At 36.2% G+C, this 23,881-nt stretch carries 20 protein-coding genes; 10 read left to right on the forward strand and 10 right to left on the reverse strand.

Annotated elements, in window-relative coordinates:
* Positions 1-11 precede the first annotated feature (11 nt).
* The 3 genes from JL102_RS00095 to JL102_RS24080 all read right to left on the reverse strand — a co-directional run bounded on the left by JL102_RS00095 (position 12) and on the right by JL102_RS24080 (position 2,358).
* Entirely contained in the window at positions 12-1,424 is a 1,413-nt protein-coding gene (locus tag JL102_RS00095; RefSeq protein WP_202241354.1) for a hypothetical protein, read from the reverse strand.
* A 75-nt stretch (positions 1,425-1,499) separates the two neighbouring features.
* Positions 1,500-1,952 (reverse strand): hypothetical protein, encoded by a 453-nt coding sequence (locus JL102_RS00100; RefSeq protein WP_202241356.1) that lies wholly within the window; start codon positions 1,950-1,952, stop codon positions 1,500-1,502.
* A gap of 190 nt (positions 1,953-2,142) precedes the next feature.
* A complete protein-coding gene (locus JL102_RS24080) occupies positions 2,143-2,358 on the reverse strand; it encodes a phenolic acid decarboxylase (protein WP_394369225.1) in 216 nt (71 codons plus the stop codon).
* A 379-nt stretch (positions 2,359-2,737) separates the two neighbouring features.
* Between JL102_RS24080 and JL102_RS00110 the strand changes: the two genes are divergently transcribed.
* From JL102_RS00110 to JL102_RS00125, 4 genes are all read left to right on the forward strand, one after another.
* A complete protein-coding gene (locus JL102_RS00110) occupies positions 2,738-4,555 on the forward strand; it encodes a pyruvate kinase (RefSeq protein ID WP_202241358.1) in 1,818 nt (605 codons plus the stop codon).
* 34 nt (positions 4,556-4,589) lie between these two features.
* Positions 4,590-5,606: an esterase-like activity of phytase family protein gene (locus tag JL102_RS00115; protein ID WP_202241360.1), complete on the forward strand. Its 1,017-nt coding sequence runs from the start codon at positions 4,590-4,592 to the stop codon at positions 5,604-5,606.
* A gap of 45 nt (positions 5,607-5,651) precedes the next feature.
* Positions 5,652-6,068 (forward strand): hypothetical protein, encoded by a 417-nt coding sequence (locus JL102_RS00120; RefSeq protein ID WP_202241361.1) that lies wholly within the window; start codon positions 5,652-5,654, stop codon positions 6,066-6,068.
* Between the two features lie 501 nt (positions 6,069-6,569).
* Positions 6,570-7,205: a LysE family translocator gene (locus JL102_RS00125; RefSeq protein WP_202241363.1), complete on the forward strand. Its 636-nt coding sequence runs from the start codon at positions 6,570-6,572 to the stop codon at positions 7,203-7,205.
* A 160-nt stretch (positions 7,206-7,365) separates the two neighbouring features.
* Here the strand turns inward: JL102_RS00125 and JL102_RS00130 are convergent, their stop codons facing one another.
* On the reverse strand, positions 7,366-9,753 hold the full coding sequence (locus JL102_RS00130; protein WP_202241364.1) for an outer membrane beta-barrel family protein: 2,388 nt from the start codon (positions 9,751-9,753) through the stop codon (positions 7,366-7,368).
* 189 nt (positions 9,754-9,942) lie between these two features.
* Between JL102_RS00130 and JL102_RS00135 the strand changes: the two genes are divergently transcribed.
* Positions 9,943-11,016, forward strand: coding sequence for a sensor histidine kinase (locus JL102_RS00135; RefSeq protein ID WP_202241374.1), 1,074 nt, complete (start codon positions 9,943-9,945; stop codon positions 11,014-11,016).
* A complete protein-coding gene (locus JL102_RS00140) occupies positions 11,007-11,720 on the forward strand; it encodes a LytR/AlgR family response regulator transcription factor (protein WP_202241376.1) in 714 nt (237 codons plus the stop codon). The genes JL102_RS00135 and JL102_RS00140 overlap by 10 nt, the downstream gene beginning before the upstream one ends.
* Positions 11,721-12,167: 447 nt before the next feature.
* Here JL102_RS00140 and JL102_RS00145 read toward each other — a convergent pair whose 3' ends face one another.
* From JL102_RS00145 to JL102_RS00160, 4 genes are all read right to left on the reverse strand, one after another.
* Positions 12,168-12,515 carry a hypothetical protein gene (locus JL102_RS00145; RefSeq protein WP_202241378.1) on the reverse strand — a complete coding sequence of 116 codons (348 nt, stop codon included), beginning with the start codon at positions 12,513-12,515 and terminating at the stop codon, positions 12,168-12,170.
* Positions 12,516-12,530: 15 nt separating this feature from the next.
* Positions 12,531-13,301, reverse strand: coding sequence for a LytR/AlgR family response regulator transcription factor (locus JL102_RS00150; RefSeq protein WP_202241380.1), 771 nt, complete (start codon positions 13,299-13,301; stop codon positions 12,531-12,533).
* Complete coding sequence (locus JL102_RS00155; RefSeq protein WP_202241381.1) at positions 13,298-14,308, reverse strand: sensor histidine kinase; 1,011 nt, start codon at positions 14,306-14,308, stop codon at positions 13,298-13,300. The genes JL102_RS00150 and JL102_RS00155 overlap by 4 nt, the downstream gene beginning before the upstream one ends.
* Before the next feature lie 88 nt (positions 14,309-14,396).
* A complete protein-coding gene (locus JL102_RS00160; RefSeq protein WP_202241383.1) occupies positions 14,397-16,196 on the reverse strand; it encodes a fasciclin domain-containing protein in 1,800 nt (599 codons plus the stop codon).
* Positions 16,197-16,381: 185 nt separating this feature from the next.
* On the opposite strand from JL102_RS00160, the gene JL102_RS00165 reads away from it, so the two are divergent.
* Together JL102_RS00165 and JL102_RS00170 are read left to right on the forward strand one after the other, a co-directional pair.
* Positions 16,382-17,284 carry an ABC transporter ATP-binding protein gene (locus tag JL102_RS00165; protein WP_202241390.1) on the forward strand — a complete coding sequence of 301 codons (903 nt, stop codon included), beginning with the start codon at positions 16,382-16,384 and terminating at the stop codon, positions 17,282-17,284.
* Positions 17,271-18,821, forward strand: coding sequence for an ABC transporter permease/substrate-binding protein (locus JL102_RS00170; RefSeq protein ID WP_202241391.1), 1,551 nt, complete (start codon positions 17,271-17,273; stop codon positions 18,819-18,821). The genes JL102_RS00165 and JL102_RS00170 overlap by 14 nt, the downstream gene beginning before the upstream one ends.
* Positions 18,822-19,203: 382 nt before the next feature.
* Here the strand turns inward: JL102_RS00170 and JL102_RS00175 are convergent, their stop codons facing one another.
* The gene (locus JL102_RS00175; RefSeq protein WP_202241392.1) at positions 19,204-20,940 is read right to left on the reverse strand and encodes an ABC transporter ATP-binding protein; all 1,737 of its coding nucleotides are present in this window, start codon (positions 20,938-20,940) and stop codon (positions 19,204-19,206) included.
* A 129-nt stretch (positions 20,941-21,069) separates the two neighbouring features.
* Here JL102_RS00175 and JL102_RS00180 point away from each other — a divergent pair, with 129 nt between their 5' ends.
* Complete coding sequence (locus JL102_RS00180) at positions 21,070-22,986, forward strand: rhomboid family intramembrane serine protease (RefSeq protein WP_202241398.1); 1,917 nt, start codon at positions 21,070-21,072, stop codon at positions 22,984-22,986.
* A gap of 68 nt (positions 22,987-23,054) precedes the next feature.
* Complete coding sequence (locus JL102_RS00185; protein WP_202241400.1) at positions 23,055-23,648, forward strand: YkgJ family cysteine cluster protein; 594 nt, start codon at positions 23,055-23,057, stop codon at positions 23,646-23,648.
* 3 nt (positions 23,649-23,651) lie between these two features.
* Here the strand turns inward: JL102_RS00185 and JL102_RS00190 are convergent, their stop codons facing one another.
* The gene (locus JL102_RS00190; RefSeq protein ID WP_202241402.1) at positions 23,652-23,840 is read right to left on the reverse strand and encodes a CPXCG motif-containing cysteine-rich protein; all 189 of its coding nucleotides are present in this window, start codon (positions 23,838-23,840) and stop codon (positions 23,652-23,654) included.
* Positions 23,841-23,881 lie beyond the last annotated feature (41 nt).

Raw genomic sequence — 23,881 nt, forward strand, 5'->3', positions numbered from 1 at the left:
TCTGCTTTCTCCTATTTATGAGCAAAGTCACTACGTTTAATTATTTCGGTGATATATCCCTTGTCCCTAATAATGTAGTCAGGCAAATCCATGAGAAAACCACCTTCTATTTCCCATAAAATAATAGTTCCATCTTTAAGAAAAATCCATCTGGAAAAGCTTCTTTCCTTATTTCTTCGCTCAGTTAGTTCAAAAAAAATTGCCTTGCTAAATTGCCGTTTAAATTTTCCTTTATCGTTTTGCTTAAGATCATCAAAAAAAGCACTTTTAGCTTCCCCGCTAAGAGATTGATCTTGCACCCAATGTATTTCTCCTAAGCATTCATCACATTCTATTAAATATTGATAAACAGGGTTATTTCTTAGTTGATTAATAAGCTTATCTTTATTTCTTTTCAGAGATCTGAATGTACTCATAAGGCTATGTTTTCCCGAAATTATTGAAAACTGCAATTGATCAGAAAGAGAAGAATCCGTCATTGTTAGCTCAATGCATGGTCTCCCAAACCATCCTCCCCATTCAATGGAAGCCATATCACCAAATTGAGCTTTTTCTACCTGAAAGAAATTATTTATATACCGAAATTCCTTTTTATAGGTTTTCTTAATATTATGAAATCTAATTTCCTTTTCTATAACAGTGTGATATAGAGCTTTTATTAAAAAATCATTAAAGCCAACCCCGAGTAATTTAGATTTATTACTGTATTGGCTCTTTGGGAGGATCTCAGCTATGAATCTAGAAATATTCGAATTATAAATCCTTTTTCCATTAACCTCCCAAGGAAGCATATATGGTTTATTTTTAATTGATGATATTGATAAAGTATCTGTACGAGTTATAATCTTTATATTAACAAAAACATCATTATAGTGATACTGATTGGGCAACGTTAAACCCCAAATGAATCTTTTGTTATTAGAATAATTTTTTATAGCCTGAATAGCAATAGAATCTATTTCTTCAGAACGTTCCTCCACGTCATATTCAGACCAGAGCTTTTCAGCATTATTAATCAACCACAGAGAATCACGGTTAAACATAAGCAACGGGTTCTGTATAACATGACTGTGATTTTTAAGAGAAAGAATAAGTGAATCAATTAAAGACCGCCGTATTTCTTTAATAACTGAATCAGGCCTTTCTGGTGTAGTTAATGACAGGTTATTCCTTAATAGTATATAATCTTTCTTGAATGTAAACTCACCTAAACTAACATCCGATATTAATATTTGCTCCCAATCGCTTTTAAATGAAGTATTCTGCCCATTGGCATAGAGAAAATTAATAAACGTGAAAAACGAAATGATTGTCAGGTGTTTCATCTTTAACTTATCTATTCCACCTATCAAACATGGTTTTCCGTCGCCGTGATTCCATTCGATTATTATGCCCAATCCAATTTGAATATTGGCTGTTTTCATTTCCAAAAAAAAACGGAAATAAAAATTCTAACAAAACTCTAATTTTAGATTTACGTGATGTATGCTTAAACTCTCTCATGGCTCAGTACTAATTCCATTAAACTGTTGTTGAAGCCAGCTTTGAGCGACCAGCTTCATATCACCTTCAAACAAACTTTTTAATGTTACTTGATTAAAATAGGTACAACCCGAGCATACAGAGACTGAATTAGTAGAGCTCTTTATCTCTGAAATCAGAGTAAGATGTTCATTTGTCAATTCAAATTTCTCTAAGCTGCTAAATTTTTCTAAGCAAATAACCGCCATATATTTCTTCGCATTATTCTTAGAGGTTAACATGTTTAAAAGTGCCTTATAATTATTTTTCTCTAGTATACGACCTACCTCTTCCAATGTATTAGTTTGCTTACCAGCAAAATAGCAGGCAAAACCAACCATCTCTTTTTCATCTACCTGAGACTGTGCTGATATTGGTTTAACAACTATAGCCAGTAAACTGAATATTAAAACTATTGTGACCTTTTGCATATAGCCGATAAAACTTCAAACCAAAATCTATATTAATATCCACATATAAAAGAAAAAGCCAACATACATGAAAACTATATGCCGTTATTCATGTGTGTTGGCCTATTCTCTGCATTAATAACTGCTACCTTAATTTTGATTTGGTCAGCAGCTTAAGAAAAGCTGAGTTTTCCGCTAATCATCTCCTCAATCATTCCTTCATAAGGAGCTTCATAAACAACCTTTTCATTGTTCCGCCCTTCGTCTTTTTAAATACTATTTGTCCGAATTCCAGTACTACATATTTAGGATAGATTTCATGTTTTTCACCAGACTCTTCCATAAGTGGAATAGCAGCGTTTTGAAGGCGGACAGTTATTTCAGGGTGCTCATGAACCCATTTAGGGAAAAGTTCACCCCATGTAATTTATTGTCATTAGGAATAAAATCCAGACTAGCATCGGTGCCATATATTAGATCTTTTTGATTTTTCAATCAGAAAGCTAAATTTTAAAATGAAAAATTAAGTGGCTTGCAATAGCGCAATCAACTTTAGCCGAACCTCTAAAAAATATACAGGCCAATCTCCTAAATGATTTATTAAGGCTAATTCTACGGTTGGTATATAAAGTAATAATAAACTTACAGAATGGAAAAATATTCAGATTTCCAGAATGATGCAAAAGCGTTAATCAATTCAAAAATGGCCTATTTCAAAAAGTTAATAAAAACTTATAGCCACTTCTATGAAACTTTGACAGGATATTCGTTACTTCCTATATTGGTTTAGTAAGAATAAAACTGACATGAAAAAGGAGAAAATAGATGAAATAAAAGATTCCATAAAGGATATTATAGCTGCTGTAGAACAAGGTGAAGAAGCCAAAGAATCTATCATAAATGAGGTAGATCCTACACATCATAAAAGTGCTATTAACTTATTACATTACCTGCGGCTTCGCTCTTTTGATATTCGCAAGCTACAGCGTCGCCTGGGTAATCTGGGTATGTCTCGGCTGGCTCGATCTGAAGCGCACGTAGAAGCCAGCCTCAAAACCACTCTCTTTTTCCTCAAAAAATTACTCGATGAGCCAGCAGAGCTGCCTTCACACTTCAATTTGTCAATAAAGCAAAGTGAAAAAAGACTTAAGCAAAACACCAAAGCACTACTTGGTAAGCGCCCCAATAACCGCAGACTCAGAATTATGGTCACCATCCCGTCTGCCGCCATTAATAATTATGATATGGTAGAAGAACTAGTGGCTAATGGTATGAACTGCGCCCGAATAAACTGTGCCCATGATGATGCCGAAGGCTGGAAACAGATGATCAACCATGTACAAACGGCTTCTGTAAAGCTAAACAAGCAGGTAATGATCACTATGGATGTGGGTGGACCAAAAATAAGAACCGGAGAAATAGAGACACACGATGGTGTAAAACATTTCAAACCCAATAGAAATGAATTTGGCCATGTGGTAGAACCTACCGTAATAAAGCTGGTAACTGACGAATCTTTAGAACTCTCTTCTAATGCTTTGCCTGTAAACTATAATTGGCTTAAAAGCTTAAAGCAAGGAGATGCTATCAGGTTTAAAGATAAAAGAGACAAAGCTCGCGAGGCCGTAGTAATGGAGGTGAATCCTGAAAGCGTAGTTATCCACAGTGATGACTCTGCTTATGTGGAAACAGGCACTATTCTAAAATCAGATACTGGTGAATCTGCCGTCGGTAATCTTACTCCGGTAGAAAAAGTGATTTATCTAAAAAGAGGTGACCAACTGAAAGTATACAAAACACCTATTAAAGGGTCGCCGGCCAGCTATGACGAAACGGGTAATGTAACGGCCCCAGCTCAAATTTCCTGCTCGCTGCCAGAAGCATTGGAGGCGGCCAAAAAAGGAGATCCGATCTTTTTTGATGATGGTGAAATCAGTGGTAAAATTAAAGCCATTGAGGAAGACTATGTATTAGTAAATATTACCAAAGTAAAATCTGGTGGCAGCAAGCTAAAATCTGATAAGGGCATCAACCTGCCCGATTCTAATGTGCAGATTAGCGGCCTTACTCCTAAAGACAGAGAAGATCTCCGGTTTATAGCACAAAATGCTGATGTGGTGAATTTCTCTTTTGTCCAGTCACCACAAGATGTGATAGAAATGGTACAGGAAATGGACAAGTTAGGCGTAAAGGAAACATTGGGAGTAATACTCAAAATTGAAACTCAAAAAGGCTATGATAACCTGTCCAAAATACTTTTAGAGGCTATGAAACTCAAAAAAGTAGGCGTTATGATCGCCCGTGGTGATTTGGCCATTGAAACCGGATGGGAAAAAATAGGCAGTATACAAAAGGAGATGCTGGCCATTTGCAATGCAGCCCACATACCAGTGGTATGGGCTACCCAGGTACTTGAAAACCTGGCAAAAAAAGGTTTGCCTTCCAGATCTGAAATTACCGATGTGGTGAACTCAACAAAGGCGGAATGTGTGATGCTTAATAAAGGTCCTCATATAATAGAAGCTATTAAACTACTCAACAGCATCATTGTATCCATAGAAATGTTTCAGGACAAAAATGCTCCTGTTCTACCTAAATTAAAGAAGATAATGAAACAAGGATAGAACTTATCCACACGCCCATCGGCATTTTTATATTATGAAGAAAACTTTATTCACGCTCATTTTATGTAGCAGTCTGTATTATTTTGGCTTTGCTCAGCAAGAATCAATATCTATTAAGTCTTATCATTGGGTTTTAGAAAATGATTCTCGCATCAACCAGGATCCTGATATATTCAATCGCCTCTCTAATGATAGCATCAAATATAAAGGCGGGCTTTTACTGAGTTATGATCGAAGCAAGTTTGGTGGCTTATCATCATTATCTGCTTCTGAAGATGGGCATACCTTGCTGGCCATATCAGATTACTCCGGTAAACCTATTGATAAAATTCCGTTGAAATACCGCTCTAAGTGGTATAAGATGAACCTACAGTATAAAAATGGCCTTTTAGATAGTGCTAAAATTACTGATCAAGGACAAGTATTCGATTTAGATCAAGAAGTAGTTGACGGTGGAATTGAATCAATAGCGGAGAGTGATAATATGATATACCTCTCTTTTGACGAAAGAGCAGAAATGCTTGGTTTCAATAGAGAAGGCGATTTTAAAACCGTAGAAAAGACTTTGACACTAAGCAAATTTCCCAATAGACATAATGCCGGAATTGAATGCATAACACTTACTAAAAATAATCAGCTTTTCGCTATCTATGAGTTTAACCATAAAAAGCGATTTTGCGAAGCTTGGATGGTAAATCCTAAAAATAATGCCACTAGACATCTCAAATATTATAAAACACAAACCGAAGTAAAGGGAGCTACCACACTTCATAATAGCGACATTATAGTGATGGAAAAAACCTGGAATAAGACTGACAATACCAGCCATATGCAGCTTATGTATATCTCTGCTGACGATTTAAAGGACTCTAAAATAAAGCCTACACTAATTTATGATGCAAAATCAGCAGTGTTGGACAATTTTGAAGGCATCACTTCCTTCTACGCCCAAGGTAAAGAACATTTACTGCTCATTTCAGATGATAATGGTGACAGCGACACCGATCAGCGGACTCTCTTACTACATTTTGAACTGGACTTAACTTTTTAATTAGGGATTACTATTCAGTTTTATTGTGATTCTTAAAGATAGAACATGAAGCCTGCTTACTCTGAGGAAGAATTAGAAAATCAATTTGACATTGCCAGAAAATATATTTTACTGACGATAGTTACAACTATAGTAATAGTTTGCTTAATTGGTAATTGGTTCTTCAATTCTAAAAAATATAAACATAGCCGATATCAACAAGCAAGGAAGCTGTCGTACTCTGGTATAATAGTTGAAAAACGAACCAATTCAGAAAATGGATATCGGGTTCCTAAGTATATTCGCTTAAATACCGCTTTTGAAACCCACGTTAATCAAGAAATTTACCATAAACTTAACCTTGGGGATTCAGTAATAAAAACAGAAAATAGTGACTCTGTAAAATATTTTTTACAAAGCGGCGATGTCATATTTGAAGATGTTAATAAAGAATTAAGAAATAGGTATCACCAAAGCCAATAAACCTCACAGTTGGTGCAATTAGTAGCAAAGAAAGTGCTACATTCTTTAGATTCAATCCTATTTCACCTCACGACGGTACAGCAAGATTAAACCACTGCCGAGTCACACTGAGCCGTGTCGAAGTGTAGACGATCGGTACGGATGCATAATTCAAATAGATCTCAATTATTTTGACCTTTTCATATTACGTACTATTTGCTTTTATACTGTCATTGGTACCCCAGGAAAGATCTATGTATTAAGTCAAAAAAAGCTGTTGTTCAACCTTCTTCTTCCTAAGAAAAAAGATGCCTTTTTTCAATAGGCATTTTATCAATCTCAAAAATTCAAGGCTTTACAGAAGTTGCCAGAAATTAATAGATTTCTCCTGATGTGGTAATGACTGCCTGGAGCTTATGGATTTGAACCCATGAAATAGGCCTTAAGTAAAATGTACTCATCTTTACATTTATATTATAATTCTATAAATTTCCACCTTGTGAGCTCTTTAATCAGATTAATATGAAAGCCTTGGGCATAATCAACTACGAAACATTTTTAATAGCGGGTATCATTCTAAACATAACACCTGGTGCAGATACGCTGTATATTATGAGTAGAAGTATTTCTCAAGGTACTAAAGCAGGTATCTTTTCTGTACTAGGCATCATTTCTGGAGCAATTGGGCATATTATTTTAGCTTCTTTAGGCTTATCCATTATTTTGGCTCAATCTGCTCTGGCATTTCAAACGGTTAAATATTTAGGAGCAGTTTATCTAATTTTTATGGGAGTAAAATCTATTATTTCAAGCTCGAAATCTGGATTATCATTAAACTCAAAACCTCCACAGCGTCATCGTAAAATTTATATTTCAGGTGTATTCACTAACTTACTTAACCCTAAAGTAGCTTTATTTTTCCTGGCCTTCCTGCCTCAATTTATTGGCCATGAGCACTCTGAAAGTCCGCTTCCATTTCTTATACTAGGGTTAACCTTTTTAACCACAGGCACTATCTGGTGTGTGATAGTTGCAGTCTTTGCTGGTCGCTTATCAGAAAAATTTAGGCAGAACCCAAAAATCAAAACCTGGCTCGATCGTGTGAGCGGAACTATTTTCATAGCTCTGGGTATAAAATTGGCACTTACAAAGAACTAAGTTTCTATATGAAAGATGCTTCAAGAAGATTTTAAAGTGCATCCTTAGATTTCTTACGATGCCGCCAGACAGTCAAAAGAGAGGCATTTAATGGAAATCAGCCAACTCCTCCTGTAATTAGTAAAATCAGTCGAATTCTGTATATTCCAAATACGGTTGCCTATAGCCTATCAGTTTCTTCTTCTCCCGAGGCTTTATTTTTAAAGTTTGTTTTTTTCAGCTTACCAAAATTGTAAGTTATGGATATCCGAAAATTTTGGGTATTGTATATTCTGTCGAATAAAATAAACGTATCTCCCAGTGTATAATATCCGTCAGGCTTGTTAGTATGAAAAATATCATTAGCTGTCAAATTTAGCTTTACAGCCTTATTTAACAAATCTTTCTCCAAACCGACAGTCACATCTGCCTGATGTTTCCTAAAGTATATAGCATCCTGACTATTACCACGATACCAAGCCAGTAAATGTAATTTTATCCCTGAAAACAAAGTGATTTTATTATTGGTATAAAGATAAATTCTAGGTTTGGTAGGCATAAAACCATAGAGCTCATCTTTGGAAGTATATTTGTTATAACTTAAATTGATAGAATTAGAGCTCCACAGCCAGTTATTACTAAAGGGAATAATGCCATTTACAAAATACGACTCTCTTGATTTCACATTCAAAGTCTGTAAAATATAGCTCCTTGGTGTATCACCCTGAACAGCACCACCGGCGATATCATCTTTTTCATAAGTATAACCTGCTTTGAAAGTTATATTGCTAACGTTTGCACCCATTTCAAAGGCATAGACCTTCGTAGGCACGATGTTCGGATTTCCTTGTATTGATGTAAATGCATCTTGATAAATAATAGTTGGATTTAAACTCTGATAGCCTGGCCGGTTTATTCTAGACGAAATAGAGCTAAACCAAGAGAGTTTTTCGCTCACCAAATAGGTAGCATTGAGATGAGGAAAAATGTTAAAATACACATCATCAATGGAGGTCTCCAGCTCGTCAGTATCCAGACCATATCGCGTATATTCGCTTCTGATACCTACCGCATAAGATAGCTGTTTATTTACTTTCCGGTTGTAATTGATATATCCGGCATATATTTCTTCATCATAGTTAAAATCTCTTGAAAATTGCTTATCTGGGAGATAAGGGCCATCATTTTCTGAAATCAGGAATTGTGAAACGGATGTATTGCTTACTTTTCCGTACTTGAGACCTGCTACCATTCGTGCTTGATTTGAAATCACTTTTGTATAATCCATTTTCAGACTCAAAATGGGTATTTCTCTATTGACAATGTTTTTCAAAACTCTATAATTGACACTGTCAGAGGTAATAGATTGCTCTGAAATAAAGTCATTTACATAAGAACCATACATTGAATAATGCCCTCCCACAAAAAAAGATGACCCCAGCGTATCAGTTGGATTCAGATAATTGATAGTCAGTCCATTTTGCCTGGTGAGATCATCTTTATATACCGTACTTTTGTATTGCTCGTAGGCATTATTAAAGACCATATGATTTTCGCTGGATTCGGTACCACCATATTGATAGGTCATGCCATTATAAGCCGCTGAAACATAGCCATCTCTTGAGAGCTCATACTGTAAACCCAGACCATAATTTGAATAATTTTTAATATCTCTCTGCCAATCTGTAGTAATGTTCGACTCAAAAAAATCGTCTGCTTCATCTCTTCGCCTGGTGGTATTCAAAATAAAGCGCTGGGCACCTACTTCAAGCCCATAATTACCTTTACCAGAGAGCCTGCCCTTTCGATAATCAATACTTAGGTTGGTAGTTGATGCCGGCTCAGCAAAGTCAGAAACGGTAACATTTTGATTAAATATTCCTTTCAATCCTTCAAGACCCGACCCTGCTGTAATGATATTAATAACAGCCTGACCTTCAGAATCGTATTTAGCAGAAGGATTAGATATAATTTCTATGGTTTTGATTTCTGCAGCTTGAATATTGTTTAACTGATCCATTTGAATGCGCTGGCCATTTAAGTATATAATTGCTTCTCCTTTACCAAAAACTGAAACTGTACCATCATCTACCAAAACATTTGGGGACCTAGACAAAATCTCTGTTACGCTGGTACTGGTGGCTAATATTGTATTGGCTACATTAACCTTTGTAGCGCCTTCCACGGTGGTTTCAAAAAGAGGTATAGAGGACCTCACCACTACCTCATCCAACATGGAGCCTTCTTGTGATACTACAATATACCCTAAATCAATGGCCGTGTCTGCCTCATACTCTATAAACATATATTTATCTTGGAACTCCAGCGACTGCAGCTTTAAAAGTAGCGCGCGCTCATTAAGATGGTAGATTTCAAAATCACCATCCATGTAGCTTGTTCCGGTTATCATTGATGAATCCTTTACATTCAGTATTATCGCATTGCCCATCATGGGCTCATTATCTGAATTGACCACTTTGGCCTTAATCGAATGGATTTGCTGAGCATAGCAGATATTCACTAATTGTATACAAAATAATACTATTAAGATGGTTTTGGTAGAAGTCATTTGATGGATGTTTCTTCAAACCTAGCAAAGCAACGTGCTCGGAAATTAAAAAGTAGATGTAAGGGCAATGCGCGGCTACAGAATGTAGGGTTAAGCTAAATGAGAGCTATAACACCATTTAGTCTACCAAAATCACTTATCAGTCTACGAAAAGTTCATCAAACATAATGAAAACGTATATTTACAAGAATGCAGAAGTTTATAAAATACTTTAAAAAGCCCTTGTATGCACACATTGTATTCTGGGTCATCATCTATCTGTATTTTATTTTTTCGGTGAGCAACACTGGCAACTTCGCCAATATGACTCATCTTTTAGCGCTATACGGACTTATTGTAGCTGGGCAAATAATTGTAGCCTACACTTTGTTGGAGGTGCTACTTCCCAGGTTCTTAAACCGTAAGAGGTATGCTCTTTTTGGCTTAAGCCTATTATTACTGTTGTTCATTGTATTTGTGCTTTACAACCTTGTGAAGGTGATATGGTTTGACCAACTTTATTACGAAATGTACAGTGAACTGTACCGTAATTTTGCTGACAGGCCATTTACCGAAAAAATTACCGATGTACCTATAATCTTTAGTAAATTCGTATTGTTTCTTTCCCCTGCCTTACTATTGATGGCCTCAAAATTTTATAGAGATCAGCAGAAATACCTTAAATTGAGTGAGCAAAAAAAAATGGCTGAGCTCTCTGCTTTAAAACATCAGCTTAATCCTCATTTTTTGTTTAACACTTTGAACAACCTTTATTCACTATCTCTATCCAAATCTGATAAGGCACCAGAGGTAATAGAAAAACTTTCCGAAATTCTGGACTATATTCTTTATGGTGCTGAGGCTAACTATGTATCTATCTATAAAGAAGTAGAGCTGATAAAAAACTACTTAAGTCTTGAAGAGGTAAGATACGGTAAAAGGGTAAACATCACCTTCAATACCCATCTGATGCGTGAAGTGAACATAGCTCCGCTCTTACTGCTTACTTTTATAGAAAATGCCTTCAAACATGGTGTCTCCCAAGAGCTAAAGCAGGCTAATATTGAGATTAATCTAAGTGTAGAGCATGAGAAAATCCTTTTTAATATAACCAATACCAAACCTTCTGACGTATCTAAAGTATATGGCCATAATAAAAAGTGCCTGGGTTTAAACAATGTAATACAACAACTTGATTTGCTGTATCATAATCAGGAATACGAGCTGCAAATTAAAGATGAAACCAATAGCTACTCCGTAAAACTAATTTTGAAATGCAAGTAACCTACAAATGCGTAATTGTGGATGATGAAGAACTGGCCAGGCAGTTAATTGAAAACCATATCGCTCTGCTGGATAATTTTGAAGTGATTGCATCATGTGCTGATGCCATTGAGGCCAACAATGTATTGAAAAGTGAAAAGGTAGATTTGATGTTTCTAGATATCGAAATGCCGGTAATGAAAGGGACGGACTTTCTAAAGAATCTGATAAAAAGACCATGTGTTATTTTTACTACAGCATACCGTGATTTTGCCCTGGATGGGTTTGAGCTTAATGTCATAGATTATCTTTTAAAGCCCATAACCTTTAGCAGATTTTTTAAGGGCATTGAAAAATTTCTAAACGCACAGCAGCCCTCTGTGTCACCTAAGGAAACTCTACCGACTAAGGACAGCATATTTATACGTGTAGATAGAAAGCAATTTAAAGTCACCTTTGATGAAGTACTGTATATTGAAAGCATCAAAGATTATGTGAAAATAGTAACTGAGAAAGATCAACACCTGACGAAGAAAAGTTTGAAATCCTTCGAAAAGTTGCTAGATAACCGCTTTCAACAAATACACAGATCATTTATCGTTAATCTCAATAAATTAACCGCCTTCACTAAACAAGATGTTGAAATAGGTGATATAGAATTACCTATTGGTGAAAATTATAAATTGGAATTAATAAGAAAACTAACCACCCAAGAAGATGACTAAAATGAAGAATACGGCATTAATAATTTACATCTAGCCTGATAATTCCACTCCAGCCAGCAGTTACTTTTTTGGTAAACTTAACTTCTACTATCGATAAAACAGCATCACCAAAATCTGGTATTATGGAAGCGTGCCTTCTTAATTGAATTTTGCTCTTCGTAAAGTTTATTGGTTAAACTAAAGTCAGCAGAAAGTCTACACTTCGAGAGCCTCAGTGCGACTTTGAATAATTTAATCGGTTAACTCTCCAGATCAAGCTGAGGCATTCGAAGCTTCGTCGGTATTATGGAAACGTGCCTCCATAATTCAATTTTGCTCTTCGTAACGTTTATTGGTTAAACTAAAGTCAGCAGAAAGTCTACACTTCGAGAGCCTCAGTGTGACTTTGGATAATTTAACTATTCTTCTTCAAGCTGGCTGACTTTGGGTGGCTAATGCTGAAACAAGCTACCTGGTGCTTACTCGGCGAGTTCTTCCTAGAAACTTAAAAGCATCTACTAACATATAAGTACCTATCACTCCGGTAACTCCTCCGGCTACTAGTAAGCCTTGGCCGAGGTCATCATTTTCACGGCCCAGCATTAGTCCTCCGGCTATAGTCACGGTATAACCCAAGGTAGCCACCAAAATGCCTTTTTGAAATTTACTTTTTGATTTTTCCAGATTCAAATGAATGTTTTCCACATCCATTTGTAAGGCGAGCACCTGTGTTTTTAATGAGTCATAATTATTTTGTGCTTTAGCATTATTAAAAAACAATGCACCAAAGCATAGTAATAATAGAATTCCTTTCATGAGTATATTTATAAGTTAAGCATTTAGCCATTTTTTGAAATCTGGCACCTTTCCTCTACTCACAACAAGCTTTTCTTCACACGGTACATTTAAAATAATTCGTAATCGCTGCTGATCATAAGCACTGATCTCTCGTATACTATCTATACATATAATGTATTGCCGATTAATTCTAAAGAAATCCTTTGGATCTAAAAGAGTATCAATTAGCTCTTCCAGTGTATGATCTATTATATATTTATTCCTGGTTTTATTTTCTATAATATGACAAATTTTATCATTAGCCCTTATATAGGCGATGTCTTCAACATTCTTAAACTGCATGCGCTTTCCGAATTTTACTAAAAACCGGCTTTTATATTTCTTTGTTTTTGTCCCTAACAAGCTCTTGAGCATATCATGATCGATACGCAGTGTACGGTCTTCATGCATTATCTTTTTGTATCGCTCTAAAGCTGCTTGCAGTTCATTATAATTTACAGGTTTCAGCAGATAATCCAGGCTATTAGTTTTAAATGCCTGTAGCATATAATCATCATAGGCTGTGGTAAATATCACTGGTTTGTAACATTCTGTTTTTTGAAATATTTCAAAACACTTGCCATCAGCTAGCTGTATATCCAAAAATATAAGATCTATATCACTACTATGTTTATCTAGGAAGGCTACTGTACTCTTAATTGTGTCTAACTCCTGAATCACGCGCACACCAGAATCATATTGATGAATCAGGCCAGTGAGTCTTTCTGCTGCCAAAGGTTCATCTTCCACTATAAGCACATTCATGATACTTCTATTATGGGTATTTTTACTTTAAAAATATCAGTTTGTTCTATTACCATAGGGTTATCCGCACTGAGATAATCATAGCGCTCCTGTATATTTCTTAAACCTATCCCTGTAGATTCTTCCTTAACTTCCTTCAGCTGAATATTGTTTTCTACCACCAGATGATTTTCCGAATTATAGATTCTTATGTTAAGTGGCTCCGCTCTAGAAACCACATTATGCTTAATAGCATTTTCTATAAGGAGCTGCAATGCCGCCGGAGCGATATACTTATCCCTAACCTGCGCACCGATGCTTTTTTTAATAATTATATTATCCTTAAAACGAATTTTGAGAAGATAAATATATGATTCTATAAAAGCTAATTCATCTTGGATAGTAACTATTTTATTATCCTGATTATAGAGAATGTATCGATATACATTACTGAGCTGCTCAATAAATTTAGCAGAAACATCAGCATCTTTATAAACCAATGTGGATAAAACATTAAAGCTATTAAACAAAAAATGTGGATTGATTTGATTTCTTAGTGTCTGGAATCTGGCTTCAATGTTTTGTTTCTTTAACCGTTCTGCTTCCAGCTGGGCTGTTTTATATTGGCTAATAAAAAAATAGATGGCATTTATACAATGTAAAAACAAGTTAACTCTAAAGCTAAAACCCAAACAGAGCTTAAAGCTGATAATAGGATTAAAATAGTTAGAAGAATAAAAGTTAAAGGCAAGTGTAGTTAAAGCAGAAATCAAAAACACATTCCCTACACTCAATAAAAAGAGAATAATAAGAGGATGAATTTTTTTTAAAGGAATTTGAAAAGCCAATGCATAGAGCATTCTGTTTACTTCCCAAACCAGAAATACGATAATTAATAATACCGAAAAGAATAAAAAGGGATTGAGCTCAAAACCAAAAAGCTTATGCCCTTCTGTAAACAAGATATTTACATAAGAATAAAGGGAAAGTAGGAAAATAAAAATATACCGGTATTTGATTTTGAACATGGTTGTAAATCAGATCTTTTTCAATAACAAGAAAAAGAACAAGGTGTCACTTATTATAAACAACACCCTGTTCAAAATCATAAACTTTTTATAAATCTGTAGGCAATAGTACAGCATCTATGACATGTACCACACCATTAGTTCCCAAGCGGTCAGTAGATGTAACAACAGGATCAGCAAAATCGGGATCATTATCTTGTAGTGTAACTGTACCTCCATTGATATCAATTGAAAAGCTGCTTTCTTCTGCCAAAGTAGTAGCTTGAAATCCATCCGTGAGATCAGAAGAAAAAACTCTGGCACCAATTACATGATATAACAGTACCGTGTTTAAAATTTCATCATCCACCTCTTCAGGACCACTTACGTTCAAGGCGGTATAAAGCGCTTGAATGGCTTCATTTGTAGGAGCAAAAACAGTGAAAGGTCCGTCTGTTTGTAGTTTACCTACCAGTCCGGCTTCAGTAAGTGCAGCTGCAAGATCAGTAAAACCAGCGGCGTTAGCTATACCTATCACATCCATGGTAGCTGGCATTAAAGCTCTGTTTATTATATGCACAGTTCCGTTATCATAGTCCATAGGGCCATCAGCAGAAGCTGCTAGAGTTACTTTAGAATTACCATTAATAAATACACCATTCACATTATTGGTAAGATAAAATTCACCATTTAATGTAGATATTGGAGTGGCAAACATATTTGCGGTAGAAGGTAAATCTTCAGCAAAAACCTCAGAGTTTAAAACATGATATTGAAGAATAGGTGCTAAGTCTTCACCAGAAAGTCCATCTAAAGAAGTAATTCCTGCCGCTTCAAAAGCATCATTATCAGGGGCAAACAAGGTATAATTATCCCCAGATTTAGTTAAAGTTCCTAATAAATCGGCCTTTACCACAGCTGCCGTAAGTATAGAAAAATCTTCATTGAAGTAAGCGGGCTCCACAATAGTGTTAACTATGCTCATTTCCATCTTCGGTACTAAAACTCCATTAATTACATGCACCACACCATTACTGGCTTCAATGTCTGCAGAAGTTACAGTAGCATCATTAATCATAACATCACCATCAATTGAAACTGTGATCATATCTTCTTCACTCAGTGCCGTAGCAGCCATTTGTCCATCAGTTAAATCACCAGACATCAGGGCAGAATTGGCAATCACATGGTATTGTAAAATTCTTTTAATTACATTTTCAGGTACATCATCAATATCATCTTGCCCTATTACATTTAGGAGAGACTCAAAAGCGGCATTAGTAGGAGCAAAAACAGTATACTTACCTTCTCCGTCCAGCATACTTACTAAGTCAGGATAATTAGAAAGTGCATCAGCCAAAATGCTCAAATTACTGTTGGCCTTAGCAGTGGCTACTATGGTAGGTGGTGGTGGCATAAGCACGGCATTAATGGTATGTATGATTCCATTACTAGCTTCTACGTCGTAAGGACTTACTATTTTGGCTTCATCTACCATCAATTCATCAGCGTCTATAGTTACAGAAGCACCATTTAAAGTTTTTACTTTTCCATTGGAAAGTTCTGAAGACGTTATGCTACCAGATATAACATGATACATAAGGATGGCTTCAAGGTTTTCAACATCCCCAACGTTAGAAGCGGTAATCCCAGCATCAGCAAATGCCTCATCAGTAGGAGCAAATACCGTAAAAGGGCCTGCTGCTTCCAGATCATCCACTAAACCAGCTTCGGTAAGTGCCGCCGCTAGTGTATTGTATCCATTGGCCACCGCCACGTCTACTACATTTGGACCATCGGGTATAACCCCACCACCGTCATCATCATCTCCACAGCTGGTAAGTAAAAAACCTGATACCAGCAGCATAGCTGCCAGCATAAATTTTAAGTAGTTATTAAACATTTTCATGATTTTGATTTTTAAGGTGTTACGTTTATAGATTAAGATTTAGGGTTTTAACCGATATACTGCTTCACCTTCTATACAATATGGAGTGAATGGTATAATTCATTTACTGAAATGTATATTAGAGATATTGAATTACTAAAACCATAATCGGATTGATCTTTAATAATATTAGATATGCTTACTGAATGATAGAAGTCCAACATCTTTCAAAATTCTATAATGACCAGAAAGTGGTCGATGATGTTAGCTTTACTGTAGCTCAGGGTGAAGTGTTGGTACTACTTGGTACTAGCGGAAGTGGAAAAACTACTACTCTAAAAATGATCAATCAGCTAGTAGAAAAATCTTCAGGATCCGTACTTATTCATGGCAAAAACACTGAAACTTATAAAGCTCATGAATTACGCCGAAAGATTGGTTATGTTATACAGAGCATAGGACTTTTTCCTCATTATACCATTCATGAAAACATTGCTACCGTACCTGAACTATTAAATTGGCCCAAGCATAAAATCAATAGCCGTGTAAAAGAATTATTGATGCTGACCGGATTGCCAGAAAATATGGCAACAAAAAAGCCTCATGAACTTAGTGGGGGCCAGCAGCAGCGGGTAGGCATAGCCAGAGCGCTAGCCGCTGACCCGGATGTAATTTTGCTAGACGAACCTTTTGGTGCGCTTGATCCCATTACCCGCTCTGAGTTACAGCACGAATTCAAAACACTAAATAGTGATTTACAAAAAGCCATGGTTTTAGTAACACATGATGTACTGGAAGCTGTTATTCTTGGTGATAAAATAGCGCTAATGGATCAGGGTAAAATTCAGCAAATAGGTACGCCATCAGATTTGATCTTCGAGCCCGCAAATGACTTTGTGAAAAAATTTTTAGCTCAAAACCGAATTCAGCTGGAATTACACGTCATTCGCTTAAACGATCTGCAAAAGTTTACTTCACTAAGGTTATCCACAAAAGAAGATGCTTTGTGCACATTAGCAGAATATCTAAGTAAAAACGATGATGATGAAATACTTAAAACCTATTTCAATTACCGTGATAAAATAATATCTGCTTATGGAAAGCATTGAGCAATTCTTATCATTTCTGGCATCGCATCGAGCTGAATTGCTAGATCAGATTGTAGAACACCTAGGGCTCACATTAATCTCATTAGCCGTAGCCAGCGGTATTGGAATTTCATTAGGAATATTAATTAGTAAAAATAGCCGTTTGGCATCACCTGTTTTGGGTTTTGTAAATGCACTACAGACCATACCCAGTGTAGCATTGCTTGGGTTTCTCTTACCGTTTCTTGGAATTGGCGTAGTCCCCGCCATTGTTGCGCTATTTTTATATGCGCTGCTGCCCATCGTCAGAAACACGTATACTGGGATAGTGGAGATTGATCCGGCAATAAAAGAAGCAGCCGTGGGCATGGGCATGTCTCCCAGACAGGTCTTGATAAAAGTAGAAATTCCTTTGGCTATGCCCATTTTATTTGCTGGTATCCGTACCGCATTTGTTATTAACGTAGGTGTAGCCACGCTTTGCTCACTGATTGCCGCTGGTGGTTTAGGCGAATTTATTTTTCGCGGCCTGAGCACTAACAATCAATATATGATTTTGGCAGGAGCCATTCCTGCAGCAATTATGGCACTACTATTTGATGCTTTGATGGGGTATATCCAACATCACATTTATCAACTAATAAAACCATTAGTGATAGGTATAATCGTCATATTTTCTCTGGTAACTACTTATCAACTTTTAAATACTAATACTCATCATCAACTAATAGGAGGATTTCCTTCTGAATTTATTGAACGGGGTGATGGCTATGTTGATCTAAAAGAAACATATCATTTGGATCTCGAAGTAAAAGAAATGGAAATAGGGCTGATGTACCAAGCGGTGAAGAACAAAAATGTAGATGTGATCAGTGGATTCTCCACCGACGGCCGCATAGAAGGCTTCAACCTGACAGTATTGGAGGATGATAAAAACTATTTCCCTCCCTACCATGCTGCACCATTGGTGAGAAAGTCAACTTTAGAAAAATATCCTGAAGTAAAAGATGCTCTAAACCAACTGAAAAACAAAATCACCGATAAAGAAATGGCCAGTATGAACTTTCTGGTAGATGAAAAAAAACTGGATATAGAAAAAGTAGGCCGGGATTTTTTAGCAAAAAAAGGATTTCAAATTTCTGCATCTAAAAAAGGAAAGGCCGACATAATTATAGGATCAAAGAATTTTACAGAAAGCTTTATTCTTTCTCACATTTTTAAGCTGATCATAGAAAGTTATACACCATATACCTGTGAATTAAAATTAGGTTTTGGAGGCACAAAATTACTTTTTGATGCACTTAACACAGGAGCAGTAGATATTTATCCAGAATATACTGGTACTGGCCTTTTGGTTATACTCAAACCAGAAGAAACAAAGGACATTATTTATGAAAAAGAAGCCGTTTATGACTTTGTGAAAAAGTCTTTTTCAGATAAATATCAAATTGAATGGCTACAGCCTTTAGGTTTCAATAATACTTTTGCACTCATGATGCGACAGCAGCAGGCTAATGAATTAGGCATTAAAAAGATTAGCGACCTGTCGGATCATTAATTTGGGTATGCGTTTTTAATTATGCGTTTGAGATAGAGTAGTATCGAACTTAAAAAGAACTAATTGCTAAGATTGTTTCCATGACTATATGGTGGTTATCGAAATGGTTTATACCTATAAGGTCATCTTGACGATATGAAAGATCCATGTATTAACTAAAAAAAGGCAGTTGTGTAATCTTCTTTTCCCAAAAAGAACAGGTGCCATTTTTTCAAAGGCATTCTAAAGATCCCATGAAGTCAAGATTTGACAGGAGTTAGCCAGCAATTAAAAGATTTATCCTTATGTCGAAATGACTCCGGGTTGTTTCTTGAGAAAGAGAATATCAAAACACTCAGAACTTTTAATAACTTCGTGTTTGCATAATGCTTAAGCATTCCATTTATATCCTAGCCTGATAAGTATACAATTCATGATATCTCCCTTCGGTTTTTATAAGCTCATCATGATTGCCCCTTTCCACAATATTTCCATTTTCAACCACTAAAATCTGATCAGCCTGGCGGATAGTACTTAGTCTATGGGCTATTACAAAAGTAGTCCTTCCTTTCATCAGGTCTTTTAAGCTTTTCTGAATGTAGGCTTCGCTCTCCATATCCAAATTAGAAGTGGCCTCATCTAAAATCAAAATTCTGGGATCAGCCAAAATGGCTCGGGCTATTGCTATACGCTGCTGTTGGCCACCAGAAAGTTTTACCCCGCGCTCTCCGATCACTGTTTCGAGGCCCTCTTCAAAACGATCAGTAAATTCATTAACATGTGCTGCTTTTACAGCATGTAATAGTTGTGCCTCAGTAGCATCGGGTCGCGGAAAAAGTATGTTTTCTCTGATAGTACCTTCAAAAAGAAAATCATTTTGTAATACTACTCCCAGTTTACTTCTATAGCTCTCCAAAGATACTTTTGAAAGGTCCGTTCCGTCTACAGTGATAGTACCAGATTTAGGATTTAAAAATGATGCTGCCAAACCGGCTATGGTAGATTTACCAGAACCAGAAGTACCCACCAGCGCGGTTACGCTACCAGCGGGAGCATCAAAAGAAACTCCTTTTATTACTTTTTGACCTTCTTCATAAGCAAACTCTACCTTATCAAAATGAATATGTCCTTCTACTCTATCTAATATTTCCGTCCGTTGCAAATCATCATTTTCGAGAGGTTCATTTAAGATATCCTCCGTTCTGTCCAGCCCGGCAAAAGCTTCGGTCAACTGACTGCCAATATTACTCATTTGCATGATAGGCGCAATCATAAAGCCCAAGTACAAAGTGAAAGCTAGAAAATCTCCAGTAGTCAGCTCATCATTCATCATCATATATCCGCCTATGCCCATAATGCCCGCAGTGGCCAGTCCCAACAAAAAGGTAGATGAACTGGTCATAATACTAGTAGAAGTAAGACTTTTCTTCACATTAAGAAATAGCCTAGTCACTCCTTTTTCAAAAGTTTCTATCTCATGTTGCTCAGCATTAAATCCTTTGATCACTCTTATACCACCTAAGGTTTCCGTCAGTCTTCCTGTTACTTCTGCATTAATTTTTCCACGCTCACGAAAAATTGGCCTGATATATCCAAAAGCTTTGAGAGAAATCATTCCGAAAATGATTACTGGTACCAGCACATAAACAGTCATCATGGGGCTGATGGTTATTAGTATTCCCATACAAATAATAGACGTAAGTATGCCTCCAAATAACTGAGCTAATCCGGTTCCCACAATATTTCTCACTCCTTCTACATCAGTCATAATTCGCGAAACTAATTCTCCAGTTTTTGTATTGTCAAAATAGCGAATGGGCAGTTTAATAATATGACTCTGTACTTTCAGCCGAAGTTGAGCAATTAGGTTTTGAGCTTCTACGCTTAAAATCTGTGTCAGTAAAAAAGAAGTAGCTGCTTGCACAAATATCGCCAGCACCACTACCCCAATCAGCAACTTCAAATTCTCCATGTTATTATCAGGAACAACATTATCTAATAAAAATTTGCTAGCTCCTGGCAGTACCAATCCTGCTATTCTACTTATAAACACTAATAGTAATCCTAATAACAATTGGTATTTTCTGGGCCATACTATGGTTTTGAATACATGACTTATAGTTACTTTGCTTTTACTCATGGACTTTGTTACGTAAAATGTGCGTACTAGGTGTAAATTAAGATGAAAAGAAACACGGCGAACATCAATTTGCAAAACATTTATAAGTACATGACCAATTATTTGACTAAATTTTAGTTTATCAACAACATGATGTTAACTTCTCGCTCCGGAAAACCCATACCTGTATTTACCAGCATTATCCTAGCCATTAATATTATAGTGTTTATAGCACAATGGTTTTTGGAAGAAGACCAAAGTAACATTATTACTATGATTCACTGGGGTGCCAATTTTTCACCATACACTTTAGGTAGCGAGTGGTGGAGAATATTTACTAGTGCTTTTCTACATTTTGGTATTTTACACCTGGTTATGAACATGATGGCTTTGTATAGTTTGGGGCGAGCTGTAGAAGCACAAACAGGTAGCCTCATTTTTTGCATAGTCTATTTTATCAGCGCCTTATTTGCTGGCGTAGCCAGCCTTTTTTGGAATTTGTATGTAGTAAGTGCCGGCGCCAGCGGAGCCATATTCGGTCTATATGGTTTTGAAATAGCTATTATGGTTTTAATCCATTGGAGAAACAGGCAAAAACTGAGAGCCATAATTGTACAGTTTGTTATCTACGTAGTGATCATTACTCTTTTAGGCAATGCCTTCCACTTTGATAATGCAGCCCATTTTGGTGGTCTGATTGCTGGTATCATTCTGGCTTTGTTTTATGCCTATAGTATGTATCGAAGAAAAATCAATTATTTCTGGATTACAGGAGTGATCTTAACCTTACTTGGCTCAGCTTATTTCATATTACTTCCTCGCGAGAAAAAAGAATATTTTGATGTGTTCCAGCAATTTGTAAAAACTGAAAGACAGAGCAATAATATCATGAATGGAGAATATGCATCAGATGCAGTTTTCGTGAAAGACTTAAAAGAATATTATCCACATTGGGACACCCTATTGTGGAAAATAGATAGTCTCCAAAATCTTCCATCGTCACTAATGGGTGATTATGAACAAATTAAAAATTATAGTCATAATAAAGCCAGTGAAATGGACTTTATGATTAAAATGATTGAAAAAGAATCTTATGTTTATTTTGACAGCCTTGATATTGTTAGATCAAAAATGTCATTAGACTTGGAATACCCACTAGCCATGGAGTCTGTGGTGGATGAAGCACCAGCAAAATCTAACATCACTGCGCCAAGATCTTCTGGTAGCATGACTAGACAATATTATGATAGTAACTGGCATGAAACCATGGCCATGAATGCCAGCTATTATCGACTCGGCTACCAAGATAGTTTAGGAAAATGGAATGGCCCTGTGCGAGATTATTTTTTAGATGGTGGCATTCAGATGAAAGGCTCTTATAAAAATGATTTAAAAAAAGGGGTTTTTCTGTATTATACTAAAGACAGCACTTACTCTGCTGCGGGACGCTATGATAATGAGGAACGTATAGGCAAATGGGAAGAATTTCATAAAAATGGAAAAATGGCTGAAGAAATAAGATATTCAGACCGAGCCTATTTGATCAATGCCTGGGATGAAAAACAAAATCCTCAAGTAATAGATGGATTTGGAAATATTATTACTCATTATGAAAACGAGAAAATAGCCTCATTTAAGCATTTTTCAAATGGACTGCAAGACAGTATTAGTTACGGCTTTTATGAAAATGGAAAACCTTATTTTAAAGAATATTTTGAGAGTGGCCGATTAATGAAGGGCATAGCTTACGATGAAAAGGGTCAACTATATAACTATGACTTCAGCACTTATATTCCATACCCTGAAGGAGGAACTGAAAAATTTCAAAAGTATTTAGAAAAATCATTATCACAATATCAGCAACTCAAGGGTAAAGGTGTAGTAGAATTAATATTTGACATAGATACTCATGGCAAAATTTATAATGTTAGAATTTATAAAAGTGATGATGCCGATCTACATGTTACTGCCATTAATATTTTAAAAAATGGTCCTCGCTGGGTACCCGCAAAAGAACATGGTATAAATCCTTTAATATCACAGGGCTATCAGGCCATTCATTTTTAATAAAATATTTCTCATCATTTAAGAATTAATTTTTCTGCCCTTGATTAACTTCGAACCGTTTTTTACGGATGTCGATTTATCGCAAAGTTCAGGCTGTAGAACGGGTTTTCTCCAGCTTGGAAAAGGAACTGGCTACCTTTAAAAATGCCACAGGTCTGCACTGCATTTCTGGTTGCGGACTATGTTGCAAAAAGCCAGATATTTCAGCTAGTCCGCTAGAATTTTTACCATTGGCCTATGCTCTTTTTAAAGAAGATCAGGCCTATCAATGGTTAGAAGAATTACAGGCCTCTGCCAACGAGCCTATCTGCAAAATTTTCAGGCCACTACTCAGCGATGGTGAAAATGGCTTTTGTAGTCATTACAAATATCGCGGACTTATTTGCAGACTTTTTGGGTATTCTGCTATGCTCGATAAGCAAGGCACTCCACAACTGGTAACTTGCAAAACCATAAAAACCGAGTTACCACAGCAAGTAATGAATGCTCAGCAACATATTTCAGACGGAAAAAAGACTCCAATAATGAGAAATTATTATTTTCAGCTGAGAGCTATTGATTCTGAACTCGGTCAAAAATTAATGCCAATAAACCAGGCCGTGTTAGAGGCCCTAAAAATTGTGCTCAGTTACTATGCTTACCGTAAAGCCAAAAGAGCATAATTACTATTGCTCTATGGAGTTTGCAGAAAATGAAAGTAAAGTTTCATTTTCAAATTCGTAGTTTATTTGAATAGGGTTACAGCACACCTCGCAGTCTTCGATGTACTGTTGCTTTCTTACGGATATATCAAGAAACATTGAAATAGTCTCTCCACAGTAAGGACAGGCAAAGAAGTGTTCTAACTCAAGCATAATTAATAAACAGGAAACAAAAGCTTTGGGTTATAAACATA

The organism is Fulvivirga sediminis, assembly GCF_016757215.1.
In the GTDB taxonomy this organism is placed as follows: Bacteria; Bacteroidota; Bacteroidia; order Cytophagales; family Cyclobacteriaceae; genus Fulvivirga; species Fulvivirga sediminis.

What these genes read in the sequence shown, in the direction of transcription:
- JL102_RS00095 (WP_202241354.1), bottom strand. Translation starts at nt 1,424, where the DNA reads ATGAAAACAGCCAATATTCAAATTGGATTGGGCATAATAATCGAATGG.
- JL102_RS00100 (WP_202241356.1), bottom strand. Translation starts at nt 1,952, where the DNA reads ATGCAAAAGGTCACAATAGTTTTAATATTCAGTTTACTGGCTATAGTT.
- JL102_RS00110 (WP_202241358.1), top strand. Translation starts at nt 2,738, where the DNA reads ATGAAAAAGGAGAAAATAGATGAAATAAAAGATTCCATAAAGGATATT.
- JL102_RS00115 (WP_202241360.1), top strand. Translation starts at nt 4,590, where the DNA reads ATGAAGAAAACTTTATTCACGCTCATTTTATGTAGCAGTCTGTATTAT.
- JL102_RS00120 (WP_202241361.1), top strand. Translation starts at nt 5,652, where the DNA reads ATGAAGCCTGCTTACTCTGAGGAAGAATTAGAAAATCAATTTGACATT.
- JL102_RS00125 (WP_202241363.1), top strand. Translation starts at nt 6,570, where the DNA reads ATGAAAGCCTTGGGCATAATCAACTACGAAACATTTTTAATAGCGGGT.
- JL102_RS00130 (WP_202241364.1), bottom strand. Translation starts at nt 9,753, where the DNA reads ATGACTTCTACCAAAACCATCTTAATAGTATTATTTTGTATACAATTA.
- JL102_RS00135 (WP_202241374.1), top strand. Translation starts at nt 9,943, where the DNA reads ATGCAGAAGTTTATAAAATACTTTAAAAAGCCCTTGTATGCACACATT.
- JL102_RS00140 (WP_202241376.1), top strand. Translation starts at nt 11,007, where the DNA reads ATGCAAGTAACCTACAAATGCGTAATTGTGGATGATGAAGAACTGGCC.
- JL102_RS00145 (WP_202241378.1), bottom strand. Translation starts at nt 12,515, where the DNA reads ATGAAAGGAATTCTATTATTACTATGCTTTGGTGCATTGTTTTTTAAT.
- JL102_RS00150 (WP_202241380.1), bottom strand. Translation starts at nt 13,301, where the DNA reads ATGAATGTGCTTATAGTGGAAGATGAACCTTTGGCAGCAGAAAGACTC.
- JL102_RS00155 (WP_202241381.1), bottom strand. Translation starts at nt 14,308, where the DNA reads ATGTTCAAAATCAAATACCGGTATATTTTTATTTTCCTACTTTCCCTT.
- JL102_RS00160 (WP_202241383.1), bottom strand. Translation starts at nt 16,196, where the DNA reads ATGAAAATGTTTAATAACTACTTAAAATTTATGCTGGCAGCTATGCTG.
- JL102_RS00165 (WP_202241390.1), top strand. Translation starts at nt 16,382, where the DNA reads ATGATAGAAGTCCAACATCTTTCAAAATTCTATAATGACCAGAAAGTG.
- JL102_RS00170 (WP_202241391.1), top strand. Translation starts at nt 17,271, where the DNA reads ATGGAAAGCATTGAGCAATTCTTATCATTTCTGGCATCGCATCGAGCT.
- JL102_RS00175 (WP_202241392.1), bottom strand. Translation starts at nt 20,940, where the DNA reads ATGAGTAAAAGCAAAGTAACTATAAGTCATGTATTCAAAACCATAGTA.
- JL102_RS00180 (WP_202241398.1), top strand. Translation starts at nt 21,070, where the DNA reads ATGATGTTAACTTCTCGCTCCGGAAAACCCATACCTGTATTTACCAGC.
- JL102_RS00185 (WP_202241400.1), top strand. Translation starts at nt 23,055, where the DNA reads ATGTCGATTTATCGCAAAGTTCAGGCTGTAGAACGGGTTTTCTCCAGC.
- JL102_RS00190 (WP_202241402.1), bottom strand. Translation starts at nt 23,840, where the DNA reads ATGCTTGAGTTAGAACACTTCTTTGCCTGTCCTTACTGTGGAGAGACT.